Origin of the sequence: Mycobacterium sp. UM_11 (assembly GCF_001414075.1) — a bacterium.
Taxonomy (GTDB): Bacteria; Actinomycetota; Actinomycetes; order Mycobacteriales; family Mycobacteriaceae; genus Mycobacterium.
On sequence record NZ_LATC01000116.1, the window covers coordinates 1 to 13759 of the forward strand.

General features: G+C 67.3%; 14 protein-coding genes, 1 tRNA gene and 1 pseudogene. 13 read left to right on the forward strand and 3 right to left on the reverse strand.

Features of this window, described 5'->3' with window-relative positions:
- On the reverse strand, window positions 1-756 hold a 756-nt coding region (locus WU80_RS21380), incomplete at its 3' end, for an aldehyde dehydrogenase family protein (protein ID WP_156371814.1).
- 208 nt (window positions 757-964) lie between these two features.
- Between WU80_RS21380 and WU80_RS21385 the strand changes: the two genes are divergently transcribed.
- The 10 genes from WU80_RS21385 to WU80_RS21430 all read left to right on the forward strand — a co-directional run bounded on the left by WU80_RS21385 (window position 965) and on the right by WU80_RS21430 (window position 10053).
- Window positions 965-1603 carry a TetR family transcriptional regulator gene (locus tag WU80_RS21385; RefSeq protein WP_055405616.1) on the forward strand — a complete coding sequence of 213 codons (639 nt, stop codon included), beginning with the start codon at window positions 965-967 and terminating at the stop codon, window positions 1601-1603.
- A complete protein-coding gene (locus tag WU80_RS21390; protein ID WP_055405617.1) occupies window positions 1600-2817 on the forward strand; it encodes a cytochrome P450 in 1218 nt (405 codons plus the stop codon). The genes WU80_RS21385 and WU80_RS21390 overlap by 4 nt, the downstream gene beginning before the upstream one ends.
- A complete protein-coding gene (locus WU80_RS21395) occupies window positions 2818-3642 on the forward strand; it encodes an SDR family oxidoreductase (RefSeq protein WP_055405618.1) in 825 nt (274 codons plus the stop codon).
- A complete protein-coding gene (locus tag WU80_RS21400) occupies window positions 3639-4997 on the forward strand; it encodes a cytochrome P450 (RefSeq protein WP_055405836.1) in 1359 nt (452 codons plus the stop codon). The genes WU80_RS21395 and WU80_RS21400 overlap by 4 nt, the downstream gene beginning before the upstream one ends.
- Before the next feature lie 3 nt (window positions 4998-5000).
- Window positions 5001-5210 (forward strand): ferredoxin, encoded by a 210-nt coding sequence (locus tag WU80_RS21405; RefSeq protein ID WP_055403263.1) that lies wholly within the window; start codon window positions 5001-5003, stop codon window positions 5208-5210.
- Between the two features lie 3 nt (window positions 5211-5213).
- Entirely contained in the window at window positions 5214-5762 is a 549-nt protein-coding gene (locus WU80_RS21410; RefSeq protein WP_055403264.1) for a hypothetical protein, read from the forward strand.
- A 155-nt stretch (window positions 5763-5917) separates the two neighbouring features.
- On the forward strand, window positions 5918-7045 hold the full coding sequence (locus tag WU80_RS21415) for an NDMA-dependent alcohol dehydrogenase (RefSeq protein WP_055403265.1): 1128 nt from the start codon (window positions 5918-5920) through the stop codon (window positions 7043-7045).
- A 22-nt stretch (window positions 7046-7067) separates the two neighbouring features.
- Window positions 7068-9122: an FAD-dependent oxidoreductase gene (locus WU80_RS21420; protein ID WP_055403266.1), complete on the forward strand. Its 2055-nt coding sequence runs from the start codon at window positions 7068-7070 to the stop codon at window positions 9120-9122.
- 17 nt (window positions 9123-9139) lie between these two features.
- Window positions 9140-9556 (forward strand): ketosteroid isomerase family protein, encoded by a 417-nt coding sequence (locus WU80_RS21425; protein ID WP_055403267.1) that lies wholly within the window; start codon window positions 9140-9142, stop codon window positions 9554-9556.
- Window positions 9557-9648: 92 nt separating this feature from the next.
- Entirely contained in the window at window positions 9649-10053 is a 405-nt protein-coding gene (locus WU80_RS21430) for an HIT family protein (RefSeq protein ID WP_055403268.1), read from the forward strand.
- Here WU80_RS21430 and WU80_RS21435 read toward each other — a convergent pair.
- Window positions 10025-11483: pseudogene (locus WU80_RS21435) on the reverse strand (sensor histidine kinase). The gene WU80_RS21430 and the pseudogene WU80_RS21435 overlap by 29 nt on opposite strands.
- A 34-nt stretch (window positions 11484-11517) precedes the next feature.
- Window positions 11518-12237: a two-component system response regulator PhoP gene (phoP, locus tag WU80_RS21440; protein ID WP_055403270.1), complete on the reverse strand. Its 720-nt coding sequence runs from the start codon at window positions 12235-12237 to the stop codon at window positions 11518-11520.
- Between the two features lie 156 nt (window positions 12238-12393).
- Between phoP and WU80_RS21445 the strand changes: the two genes are divergently transcribed.
- The 3 genes from WU80_RS21445 to WU80_RS21455 form a co-directional block, all read left to right on the forward strand.
- Window positions 12394-13110, forward strand: coding sequence for a hypothetical protein (locus WU80_RS21445; RefSeq protein WP_055403271.1), 717 nt, complete (start codon window positions 12394-12396; stop codon window positions 13108-13110).
- A gap of 28 nt (window positions 13111-13138) precedes the next feature.
- A tRNA-Thr gene (locus WU80_RS21450) sits at window positions 13139-13210 on the forward strand.
- Between the two features lie 64 nt (window positions 13211-13274).
- The coding region (locus tag WU80_RS21455; RefSeq protein ID WP_055405837.1) for a hypothetical protein at window positions 13275-13759 on the forward strand (485 nt) is incomplete at its 3' end.

Here is a 13759-nt window from a genome sequence, read left to right on the forward strand (position 1 = left end):
ATGTGTATAAGAGACAGCCATCACGCTGCGGCCGGTGGCCGTCGATCCGGTGAACGAAACCATGTCCACCCGAGGGTCTTTCGCCAACAGCGCGCCCACGCCGTGGTCGCTGGACGTGACGATGTTGATGACGCCGGGCGGAAAGTCGGTGTGCTCGGCGATCAGTTCCCCCAGCACGGCCGCGCACCACGGGGTGTCGGGGGCGGGTTTGAGGACGACGGTGTTGCCGGCGGCCAGCGCCGGCCCGATCTTCGCGAGGTTGATCTGGTGGGGAAAGTTCCACGGCGTGATCGCGCCGACGACGCCGACGGCCTCGCGGGCAATCGTGCGACGGGTCGGGATGCCCATCGGCGATGCCAGGCCGAGGTCCTGGTTGTACTCGTAGGATTCGGCGGTATCGGCCGCGAACGCGAGGTCGTTGACCGGGACTTCGAGCTGGGCGATGCTGGTGAGCATTCGCGGCGCGCCGACTTCGGCGATGGTGAGGTCGCGCAGCTCTTCGAGGTGCTGCTGCATCGCCTCGCGCAGCTGCCGCACGCATCGCACGCGCAGCTCGGTGTCGCGCGACCAGTCCGTCTCGTCGAAGGCGCGCCGGGCGGCATCGATCGCGCGGCCCATGTCCGCGGCGTCGGCATCGGCCGCGGCCCCGAGCACTTCCTCGGTCGCCGGGTTGATCGTCGGAAAGGTGCCGGCGCTGCCGGGCGACATCTTGCCGTCGATGAACAGTGAGCTCACGCCGTCGGCCAATAAGGCCATCTCCCGCTCCCGTCTGTGCGGACCGAATCGTGTGGGTGATCGGTGGACAGTTGTCCGATATTCTCGAATCGAACCATAGCCGTCCGGCCGTCGGCGGTGCAAGGCCCGATCCCGCCGCCGACGGTTTGCGGCCGGGAAATTGCACCTTAACGAGCATCTTTGCCGACCGGGCTTGCTTCCGGTCTCGTCCGTCCGATAGCTTGGACATGTGTCCAGCGATGCACTGGTGACGATCACGTCGCAGGCCGAACACCAGGCCGGCCGGCCGGCGCGTAACCGCCGCCAGGAGGAGACCTTCCGCAAGGTGCTTGCGGCCGGCATCGAGACGCTGCGCGAAAAGTCCTACGCCGACCTGACGGTGCGCGCGGTGGCGGCCCGGGCCAAAGTAGCCCCGGCGACCGCGTACACCTACTTCTCCTCGAAGAACCACCTGATCGCCGAGGTCTATCTCGACCTGGTGCGGCAGGTCCCCTACTTCACCGATGTCAACGACCCGATGCCCAACCGGGTGGAACAGGCGTTGCGCCACCTGGCGCTGGTGGTCGCCGACGAGCCCGAGGTCAGCGCCGCCTGCACGACCGCGCTACTCAGCGGCGGAGCGGAGCCCGCGGTGGCCGCCGCGCGCGACCGGATCGGTGCCGAGATTCACCGCCGCATCACCTCGGCCATGGGCCCGGACGCCGACCCCACCGCCGTTTCGGCGCTGGAAATGTCGTTCTTCGGGGCGCTCGTTCAGGCCGGCAGCGGCGAATTCACCTACCGCGAAATCGCCGACAGGCTGGCCTATGTCGTGCGGTTGATCCTGACCGGCGCGGGAGAGACTAGCCAGGAGAACAAAACCGGATGACCGTTCACGTTGGCGACCACGACCTGGTCCTCGATCCCTACGACTACGACTTCCATGAGGATCCGTATCCGTACTACAAGCGCCTTCGCGACGAGGCTCCGCTGTATCGCAATGAGGACCTGAAGTTTTGGGCGCTGTCCCGTCACCAGGATGTGCTGCAAGGGTTCCGCAACAGCACGACGCTGTCCAACAAATACGGCGTCTCACTGGATCCGGCGTCGCGCGGCCCGCACGCGTCCAAGACGATGTCCTTCCTGGCGATGGACGATCCCGCCCATCTGCGGCTGCGGACGCTGGTGTCAAAGGGGTTCACGCCCAGGAGGATTCGTGAGCTCGAGCCGCGTGTCACCGAGATCGCGACACGACACCTCGACACCATGTTGCAGAAGGCGAAAGACGGCGCGGTCGATTACGTCGACGAGTTCGCCGGAAAACTCCCCATGGACGTGATCTCGGAGCTGATGGGTGTGCCGGAGCCGGATCGAGACCAGGTCCGCGCCTGGGCCGACGGCGTGATGCACCGCGAGGAGGGCGTCACCGATGTGCCGCCGGAAGCCGTCGAGGCGTCGCTCAACCTGATCGTCTACTACCAGCAGATGGTGGCCGAGCGGCGCACCAAGCCCACCGACGACCTGACCACCGCACTGCTTCAGGCCGAGATCGACGGCGACCGGCTCACCGACGACGAAGTGCTCGGCTTCATGTTCCTGATGGTGATCGCCGGCAATGAGACAACAACCAAACTCCTTGCCAATGCGGCGTTTTGGGGACACAAGAATCCGGATCAACTCACCGGTGTCTACGCCGACCTTTCGTTGGTGCCGCTATGGGTCGAGGAAACCCTGCGCTACGACACGTCCAGCCAGATCCTGGCCCGCACCGTCTCCGGGGGGCTCACCCTCTACGACACCACCATCCCCGACGGTGACGTCGTCTTGCTGTTGCCCGGTTCGGGCCACCGCGACGAACGGGTCTTCGACGACCCCGACGACTTTCTGATCGGACGCGAAATCGGGCCCAAGCTACTGAGTTTCGGTAGTGGCGCCCACTTCTGCCTGGGCGCGCATCTGGCACGCATGGAAGCCCGGGTCGCGCTCACCGAGTTGTTCAAGCGAATCCGCGGATATGAGGTGGACGAGGCCAACGCCGTCCGCGTCCACTCCAGCAATGTCCGCGGATTCGCTCACCTACCGATGACCGTGGAGGTCCGCTGAATGCCCCGCTTTGACCCCCTGCCCGAGCGCAGGCCGGTGATCGTCGCCGGCGCCTCGTCCGGCATCGGAGAGGCCACCGCCGTCGAGCTGGCGGCGCACGGTTTCCCGGTCGCCCTGGGCGCCCGACGGGTGGAGAAACTGAACGACATCGTCGGCAAAATCAACGCCGAAGGCGGCGAGGCAGTCGGCTTCCACCTGGACGTCACCGACCCCAACTCGGTGAAATCCTTTGTCGCGCAGGCGGTCGACGCCCTGGGCGACATCGAGGTGCTGGTGGCCGGCGCCGGCGACACCTACTTCGGCAAGCTCGCCGAGATCACGACCGATGAATTCGAGTCGCAGCTGCAGATTCACCTCGTCGGCGCCAACCGCCTGGCCGCGGCGGTGCTGCCCGGCATGCTTCAGCGGCAGCGCGGTGACCTGATCTTCGTCGGGTCCGACGTGGCCCTGCGCCAGCGACCGCACATGGGGGCCTATGGGGCGGCCAAGGCCGCCCTGGTCGCGATGGTCACCAACTTCCAGATGGAGCTCGAGGGCACCGGCGTGCGGGCCTCGATCGTGCACCCCGGCCCGACGAAAACCTCGATGGGCTGGAGCCTGCCGGCCGAGAAGATCGGCCCCGCCTTGGAGGACTGGGCGAAGTGGGGCCAGGCGCGCCATGACTACTTCCTGCGCGCGGCGGACCTGGCGCGTGCCATCACGTTCGTCGCCGAGACGCCCCGCGGTGGCTTCATCGCGAACATGGAGCTTCAGCCCGAAGCCCCGTTGGCCGACAAGAAGGATCGCCAAAAACTCGCACTGGGAGAAGAGGGAATGCCGTCATGACGACAACTGCCACCGTGCCGCGGGTTTCCGGCGGCGAGGAAGAGCACGGCCACCTCGAGGAATTCCGCACCGACCCAATCGGTTTGATGAAGCGCGTCCGCGACGAGTGTGGCGACGTCGGTTGGTTCCAGCTGGTGGACAAGCACGTCATCCTGCTCTCCGGTGCGGGGGCCAACGAGTTCTTCTTCCGCTCGGCGGACGAGGAGCTGGACCAGGCCGAGGCCTACCCGTTCATGACGCCGATCTTCGGCAAGGGCGTGGTGTTCGACGCCAGCCCCGAGCGGCGCAAGGAGATGCTGCACAATTCGGCGCTGCGCGGTGAGCAGATGAAGGGGCACGCCGCGACCATCGAGGCTCAGGTCAAGGGAATGATCGCCGACTGGGGACCCCAGGGCGAGATTGAGCTGCTCGACTTCTTCTCCGAGTTGACCATCTACACCTCGACCGCCTGCCTGATCGGCGCGAAGTTCCGCAACCAGCTCGACCACCGGTTCGCGGAGTACTACCACGAGCTGGAACGCGGCACCGACCCGCTGTGTTACGTCGACCCCTACCTGCCGATCGAAAGCTTCAAACGGCGCGACGAGGCCCGCGTCAAACTCGTTGCGCTGGTGCAGGAGATCATGGACCAACGGGTGGCCAATCCACCCAAGGACAAAACCGACCGCGACATGCTCGACGTGCTGGTGTCGATCAAGGATGAGGACGGCAACCCCCGGTTCTCCGCAGACGAGGTCACCGGGATGTTCATCTCGTTGATGTTCGCCGGCCACCACACCAGCTCGGGCACCTCGGCGTGGACGCTGATCGAGCTGATCCGCCACCCCGACATCTACGCCGAGGTGCTGACCGAGCTCGAGGAGCTCTACGCCGACGGCCAGGAGGTGAGTTTCCACGCGCTGCGGTCGATTCCGAAGCTCGACAACGTGGTCAAGGAGACGCTGCGGCTGCACCCGCCGCTGATCATCCTGATGCGGGTCGCCAAGGGCGAGTTCGAGGTCGAGGGCTTTCCGATTCACGCCGGCGACTTCGTCGCCGCCTCCCCGGCGATCAGCAATCGCATCCCTGAGGACTTCCCCGACCCGGATGCGTTCAGGCCCGATCGCTACAACAAGCCCGAGCAGGCCGACATCGTCAATCGGTGGACCTGGATTCCGTTCGGCGCCGGGCGACACCGCTGTGTCGGTGCCGCGTTCGCACAAATGCAGATCAAGGCGATCTTCTCGGTCCTGTTGCGCGAGTACGAGTTCGAGATGGCCCAGCCGGCCGATAGCTATCACAACGACCACTCCAAAATGGTTGTCCAGCTCGCCCGGCCGGCCAAGGTGCGCTACCGCAAGCGGAAAGCCGGGTGAGTCATGGGTTTTCGAATCGAAGTCGATCTGGATCTGTGCCAGGGCCACGCCATGTGCGAACTGGAGGCGCCGGACTACTTTCGGGTGCCCAAGCGCGGCAAGGTCGAGATCACCGATCCAGAACCGCCCGAAGACGCCCGCGACGAAGTCGAACGCGCGGTCGATATGTGCCCAACGCATGCACTGTTCATCAAAGAAGATTCAGGAGACTGACTTATGACATCACGAGCTTCACGCGAGGAACTCGAGGCATGGGTCGACCGCTGGCTGCAAGCCAACAAGGACTGCGAGAAGGCCGGTGACTGGCGGCCGTTGGCGGACTTCTACACGCGCGACGCCACCTACGGCTGGAACATCGGCCCCAAGGAAGACGTCATGTGCGTCGGCGTCGACGAGATCCGCGACATCGCCCTCGGCCTGGAAATGGAGGGCCTGGAGAACTGGGTGTACGAGTACCAGAAGGTGCTCATCGACGAGAAGCAGGGCGAGATCGTCGGCTTCTGGAAGCAGATCGTCAACAAAGCCGACGGCACCCAGGACGAGATCTACGGCATCGGCGGCAGCTGGTTCCGCCTCAACGCCGAGAACCTCATCGAGTGGCAGCGCGACTTCTTCGACTTCGGTCACGTGGCGAAGATGTTCGCGACGCTGATCGAGTCCGGCGACCTCAGCGCCGGCATGCAGAAGCGGATCGAGCGCAGCCTCGCCGGCGAAAAGCTGCCGGGCTACTACCCGCTTGGCCAGGCACCCGTCCCGATTTGGTGACCGCGGACCGATGACGGACCAACCAAGCATTTGATTTGTTGCACGCGCTATGCTGACGCGACAAGGGTGCCTGTGGCGCCCGTCACCAAGCTGTCCGGCATGAAGGCGCCGGGCAGCGCTGATCGATTCAAAGGCGAAATGGGGTCAGGACCATCGTGAAGACAAAAGGCGCACTGATCTGGGAGTTCAACCAGCCCTGGTCTATCGAGGAAATCGAGATCGGCGACCCGCAAGCGCACGAGGTCAAGATCCAGATGGAAGCGGCGGGCATGTGCCACTCCGACCATCACCTCGTCACCGGCGGCATCCCGATGGCCGGCTTCCCGGTGCTCGGCGGCCACGAGGGCGCCGGCATCGTCACCGAGGTCGGCCCGGGCGTGGAAGACATCGCCCCCGGCGACCACGTCGTGCTGTCGTTCATCCCGTCCTGCGGCCAATGCCCGACCTGTCAGGCCGGCATGCGCAACCTGTGCGACCTGGGGGCCGGCCTGCTCGGCGGCGCCGCGGTCTCCGACGGCACGTTCCGCATCCAGGCCCGCGGCCAGAACGTCTTCCCCATGACGCTGCTGGGCACGTTCTCGCCCTACATGGTGGTGCACCGCAGCTCCGTGGTGAAGATCGACCCGTCCGTCCCGTTCGAGGTGGCGGCCCTGGTCGGCTGCGGCGTCACCACCGGCTACGGCTCGGCCGTCCGCACCGCCGACATCCGGCCGGGTCAGGACGTCGCCATCGTCGGTGTCGGCGGGGTCGGCATGGCGGCGCTGCAGGGCGCAGTCAACGCCGGCGCGCGCTACATCTTCGCGATCGACCCGGTCGAGTGGAAGCGCGACCAGGCGCTGAAATTCGGTGCGACGCACGTCTATCCCGACATCAACGCGGCGCTGATGGGCATCATGGAGGTCACCTACGGCCTGATGGCCCATAAGGTTGTCGTCACCGTCGGCGAACTGCAGGGCGCCGACATCGACAACTACCTGAACATCACCCAGAAGGGCGGCACCTGCGTGGTGACCGCCATCGGCAGCCTGCTGGACACCAACGTCAACCTGAACCTGGCGATGCTCACCCTGATGCAGAAAAACCTGCAGGGCACCATTTTCGGCGGCGGCAACCCCCAGTACGACATCCCGCAGCTGCTGTCGATGTACAAGGCCGGCAAGCTGAACCTGGACGACATGGTCACCACCCAGTACCGCCTCGAGCAGATCAACGAGGGTTACCAGGACATGCTGGACGGCAAGAACATTCGCGGCGTCATCCGGTACACGGACGCCGACCGGTAACTCCCCCACCCACTGGTCCCGAGTGACCGGGTTCGGTCACCTGATGGCGCCGGGACGGATCGGCGCCATGACGGTGCGCAACCGCATGGTCATGTCGCCGATGGAGACCATGTACGGCACCCCGGACGGGCTGCCGTCGCAGCGCACCCGTGACTACTTCGCCGCCCGTGCCAGAGGCGGGGTGGGATTGATCACGCTGGGCGCCACGGGAATTGACCATCAACACCCCGAGACGCCCGGGGGCCTGCACCTGGCCACCGACGAGGCGGTCGACGCGCATCGGGCGCTGGTGGAGGTTGTGCACGAGCACGGCGCCAGGATCCAGCCGCAGATCGTGCACGCCGGACCGGACGGTCTGGGGCCCGAGATCTTCGGTGTCACATCGTTGGGGCCGTCGGTGATCCCCTCCTACCTCACGGGGCGCCCGTCGGCCGAGATCACCAAGCACCAGTTGTGCGGGGTGCTCGATTTGTTCAAGGCCGCGGCGCGGCGGGCCGTCGAGGCGGGGTACGACGGCATCGAGCTGCACGCCGCGCACGGCTACATGATGTTGGGCTCCTTCCTTGCGCCCCAACGCAATCGCCGCACCGACGAGTACCGCGGCGATTCGGCGCGCGGCCGGGCACGGGTGGTGCTGGATGCGCTCGCCGCGATCCGCTCCGAGATCGGTGACGCCCTCCCGATCACGCTGCGCATCTCGGGCTACGAACGGGTCGCCGGTGGCCGCCCGATCTTCGAGACCGCGCAGCTGGCACCGGAATTCGTCGCGGCCGGTGTCGACGCCTTCCATGTCAGCGGCGGGGTGATCGACCGGCTGGTGACCGGCATGGTCAACGGCGCCGACGACGGGGAGGAGCTCAATGTCGGCGCCGCGGCCGCGGTCAAGCAGGCGGTCGACGTGCCGGTGATCGCCGTGGGCCGCATCCACGACCCGGTCCGCGCCGAGCGGATCCTGGCCGATGGGCGTGCAGATTTCATCGCGATGGGTCGTCCCCTGCTGGCCGATCCCGACCTGCCGCGCAAACTGCTCGAGGGGCGGCAGCACCGGATCCGTCGATGCATCTCCTGCGAAAACTGCATCGACGCAATGGAACAGCGTTTCTCCGTCGACTGCGCCGTCAATCCCCGCACCGGCAAGGAGCGCGAACTGTCGCCGGCCCGCGCCGCGCGCGCGAAGAGGGTCGTGGTGGTCGGCGGCGGGCCCGCCGGGCTGGAGGCGGCGCGGGTCGCCGCCGAACGCGGCCACCGCGTTACGCTCTTCGAACGCAGTGCCACGCTGGGCGGGGCGCTGCGCTGGGCGTCGGTGCTGCATCCGGAGAACCAGCCGTTCCTGCGCTACCTGCGCGACGAGATCACGCTCAGCGGCGCGCAAGTACAGCTCGGCCACGAGGTTTCGGCTCGGGACGTCGTCGACGCCGGCCCGGACGCGGTGATCGTGGCGACCGGGGGCCGCGTCGCGGTGCCGACGATCGCCGGGTCCGACCTACCGCACGTGCACACCGGGCCCGGGTTGCGTGAATTGCTGGGCGGCAAAGCGGAATCCGGCGCCCCGGCGTGGCAGCGGCTCGGGGCGTCCGCGCTGGGCGGCTGGCGGCAGCGCCTGGTGCGGCCCGCCGCCGTCCGGCTGGCCAGCCGCGCCTGGATGCCCGTCGGGCGCCGGGTCACGATCGTCGGCGGGGACCTGGTCGCCCTGGAATTGGCCGAGTTTCTGGCGAGCCGGGGTCGGCTGGTGTCGATTCTGGAATCCGGCAAGGACATCGCGCCCGAAGTGGGCAACAAGCGCAAGACTGAGCACATGGATCGACTCGACCGGCTGGGCGTCGCCGTGCACGTGCGGGCACGCGTGGAACGGATCATCCCCGAAGCGGTGATGTTCACCCCCGCCGGCGGCACCACCCGGCGGTTGTCGGCCGACAGCGTCGTGCTGGCCGGCGCGGTCGAGGCCGACACCATGCTGTTCGACGCGCTGATCGCCGCGTTGCCCGGCGCCGAGGTGCACGCGGCGGGCGACTGCACCGGGCTGGGGCTGATCCGAAAGGCCACCGAGGAAGGCGCGCGCGCCGCGTGCGCAATCTAGTGACAGGAGAAACAACGATGACCCAAACCGCCCAATCCCCGGCGCTGACCGCTTCGCAGTCCTCGTGGCGCTGCGCTCAGGGCAAAGACCGGGACGGCTGGCTGGCGTTGATGACCGACGACGTAGTCATCGAGGACCCGATCGGCAAGTCGGTCACCAATCCCGACGGCACGGGGGTCCGCGGAAAGGCGGCCGTCGGCGAGTTCTTCGACAACAACATCGCCAAGAATCAGCTGACCATCACCTGCGAGGAGACTTTCCCGTCCAGCTCGCCCAACGAGATCGCTCATATCTTGGTGCTGCAGAGCAAGTTTGAGGGCGGCATGACGAGCAAGGTGCGCGGCGTGTTCACCTACAAGGTCGACGAGGCCGGGCTGATCACCAATATGCGCGGCTACTGGAACCTCGACGTGATGGAGTTCGGCCAGGAGTGACGCCGCGGCCGATCGCCGAGATTGCCGTCACGGTCGTGACGTGAGGCCGACCGCGACCATGGCGGCAATTTCGCCGCCCCTATGCTGGGGCCATGGCGTCGATCTTCACCAAGATCATCAACCGTGAACTTCCCGGCCGCTTCGTCTACGAGGACGACGACGTCGTCGCGTTCTTGACGATCGAGCCCATGACCCAGGGGCACACGCTGGTCGTGCCGCGGGCCGAAATCGATCAGTGGCAGGACGTCGACGGCGCGACCTTCGCGCGGATCATGGCCGTCAGTCAGCTGATCGGCAAAGCCGTGTGCAAGGCCTTCCGGACCGAGCGGGCGGGGGTGATCATCGCCGGGCTGGAGGTGCCCCACCTGCACGTGCACGTGTTTCCCACCCGCCGCCTGAGCGACTTCGGCTTCGCCAACGTCGACCGCAACCCGTCGGCGGAATCCCTGGACGAGGCGCAGGCCAAGATCAAGGCGGCCCTGGCTCAGTTGGCGTGAACCGGCTCCGGCGCCGGCACCTCGCTGACCCGCGGCAGCGTGACGCGGAAGCAGCAGCCCTGCCCGGGCGCGGTCGTCACCGTGACGGTGCCGCCGTGCGCCCGCACCAGCGAGTCGACGATCGATAGACCCAACCCGGTGCCACCGCTGGCGCGCGCCCGCGACGAGTCGGTGCGATAGAACCGCTCGAACACCCGCGACGCGTCCTGCTCGGTCATGCCGGGACCCTGGTCGGCCACCTCGAGCACCGCGTCGTCCCCCTCGGTGCCGACCCGCACGGTGACGTCGGCGTTCGCCGGCGTGTGCTGCAACGCGTTGGCGACCAGGTTGCTCAGCACCTGCCGGATCCGCGGTTCGTCTCCGAGCACCTCCGGGGTGCCGGGGCCGTCGAGGACCTCCATGGCGATGGTGCGCTTCGGATCGATCGCCTGTGCGTCGTGCACGGCGTCGCTGGCCAGCGCCAGCAGGTCGACCCGGTTGTGCTCCAGTGGCCGCTGCACATCGAGGCGGGCCAACAGCAGCAGGTCGTCGACCAGCAGCCCCATTCGGCTGGCTTCGCTCTCGATCCGCGACAGCAGCATGGCGACGTCGCGCGCGGCGCCCTGGCGATACAACTCGGCGAAGCCGCGGATGGTGGTCAGCGGGGTGCGCAGTTCGTGGCTGGCATCGGTTATGAACCGCCGCATCCGCTCCTCGGAGCCGCGGGCCTTCGCGGCCGAGGACTCCGAAGACGCGAGCGCTTCCTGGATCTGAGAAAGCATGCCGTTGAGGGCGAGCGAAAGCCGACCCACCTCGGTACGCGGATCACGTTCCGGCACACGGCGATCCAGCTGACCGGAGGCGATCGCCGCGGCGGTCTGCTCGACCTCGGACAACGGCCGCAGGCTGCGCTGCACCACAGCGAAGCCGGCGATGCCGACCACCACCAGCACCGCCACCCCGATGCCGATCTGCAGCCACACCAGGGAGCTGACCGTGTGCTGGACGTCGGAGAGGTCGATCGCGACGGTCGTCAGGCCGTGCGGGCCGCGCACCGACACCGCGCGCCACTGGATGTCCGACCCGTTCACCGACGGCAGCGTCGTCGGATTTGGGCCCACGTCGTTGTTGGGCGGCAAGGCCGGTTCGGCGTTGCGGTCGTTGATGGCGGTGAACGGAGTGCCGTCGATGCCGATGCCCCGCACGTAGAACTTCGACGGTGGCCGGCCGGGGTCGGGCCCCTCGTAGGGCGGCGGCGACTGCCGGCGGGGCGCCTGCGCCCACCCGCGGGACGCGTCCAGCAGCGTCTGGTCGATCCGCGTGACGAGGCTGTGCCGCAGGATCGACGTGACCGCGATGCCCGAGACCGCCAGCCCGCACGCCACCAGCACCAGGGTGGCAGCGACCAGCCCTACCCGGAGCGGCAATCCACGTCGATGCGGTGTGGCCATGATTGTTCGCTAACGCTGATGACCGGGCGCGCGCTCAGCGCGGTTCCCGCAACACGTAACCCACGCCGCGCAGGGTGTGCAGCAGGCGCTTCTCCCCGGTGTCGATCTTGCGCCGTAGGTACGAAACATAGGACTCGACGACATTGACGTCACCTCCGAAGTCGTATCGCCAGACGTGGTCGAGGATCTTGGGCTTGCTCAACACCGTGCCCGCGTTGATCACAAAGTAACGCAGCAGCGTGAATTCGGTCGGCGACAGCGAGACCGGTTCGCCGGCCTTCCACACCTCGTGCGTTTCCTCGTCGAGTTCGATGTCGGCGAAAGTCAGTCGGGCACTGCGCGGTTCGGCTCCGCCCTTGCCCGCGCGCCGCAGGATGACCCGCAGCCGGGCGACCACCTCTTCGAGGCTGAACGGTTTGGTGACGTAGTCGTCGCCGCCCAGCGTCAGGCCGGCGATCTTGTCCTGCAGCGAATCTCGGGCCGTCAGGAACAGCGCTGGCGCGTCGATACCGTCGGCGCGCAGGCGACGCAAAACCCCGAACCCGTCCATGCCGGGCATCATCACGTCGAGGATCACCGCGTCGGGGCGTGCCTCCCGCGCGCGATCCAGGGCCTGGGCCCCGTTCGTCGCGGTGTAGACCTCGAAGCCCTGGAATTTGAGGCTCACTGAGAGCAGTTCGACGATGTTGGCCTCGTCGTCGACTACGAGGACGCGAGCCTCCGGTTTCGATTCGGTTGGGGTTGCCGCGGTCATCAGGTTCTTCTGCCTCTTGTTGAACGTTAGCTATGTGAAGGTTGTGTGATTGCTGAAAGCTCAGTGCCAACACTCTGATAGTAGTCTGCCAGGAATCCTCGCATCGGCTTGGACCTGCGCAAGTCGGTGCGGCCGCGTCGCGAATAAACTCGTGGAATGAACCTCGCCGCACGGATCGTCTCGGCCGCGACCGCCCCGGCCCGAGTCGGGCTCGCCGCCGCGGATGCCAGCCTGACCGTCGCGAGCACGGCGGTGGGGGTGGCGAAACGCGCTCTGGGTGACGGCGGGACCGCCGGCACCACCGCCATGACGTCCATGCTCGGAATCGACGACGCGATCGTGCGCGCCAACCGGCTCGCCCGACTGCTGGACGACGACGCGCCACTGGGACGGGCCGTCGCGCCGGACGGGCCGATCGATCGGCTGCTGCGCCCGGGCGGCGTCGTCGACATGCTGACGTCGGAGGGTGGCCTGCTGGACCGCCTCACCGCGGAGGGCGGCGGCCTGCACCGCACGCTGCAGCCCGGCGGGCTGGCCGACCAGCTGGTCGCCGAGGACGGGTTGATCGAGCGGTTGCTGGCCGAGGACGGGCTGGCCGACCGGCTGCTCAGCGAGGGCGGGCTGGTGGACAAGCTGACGGCGAAGCACGGTCCGCTGGATCAGCTCGCCGACGTCGCCGACACCCTGGCGCGGCTGACGCCCGGGATGGAAGCGCTGGAACCGGCGATCGCCACGCTGCAGGACGCCGTCGTCGCGCTCACCATGGTGGTCAACCCCCTGAGCAATATCGCCGACCGCATTCCGCTGCCGGGCCGGCGACGCCCTTCGTCGCGTCCGGTGCGCTCAACGCGCGTGATCGACAGCGGCGAGTGACCGATTACGCTTGACCCGGCTTGACCCCGCCTCCTTAGCTCAGTGGTAGAGCACTCGCCTTGTAAGCGAGCGGTCGTCAGTTCAATCCTGACAGGGGGCTCCGTACGGTGACTGCCGATGGATGACGCGCGTTTTCGCGGCAGGGTTGCGGTAACGTCCTGGGGGTGCGCGCGGAATCTGTAGGTGCCGCGGCCGCGGTCGCCGCGGTCTTTGCCGCGTGCTCGTGTCCCACCGGTTCGGCTGACCCCACGCCCGAAAATCCACCGTTCCCGGTCGGTGGGATGGGCGTGCCCGTGCACGTGCGGGCGGCCGGCGGCGCAACCGCCGACATCACCGTCAACAGTGCAACGTGGTTGCCGCCGGGGTGCGCCTCCCATTTCGCGAATCCGTCGGGTGACCCCGGCTGCAACGTGGTGGAACTGACCATCACCGGGACGTCCCACAGGTTCTTCCAGTTCGACCAGGGCTACATGTTTGCCGGATACGGCGGTGGCGATCAGCCATGGACCCATCCCGGCGACGCGCCCCGGCCGGCGTCGTTGGCGGTCGACTTCAGGCGGCTCGACAAGATGCCCGCGCTGCAGCAGGGAGGCCTACACGACGGCCAGACCGCGCATGGATTCGTCGGCTTCGTTATGCCGGCGGGGGG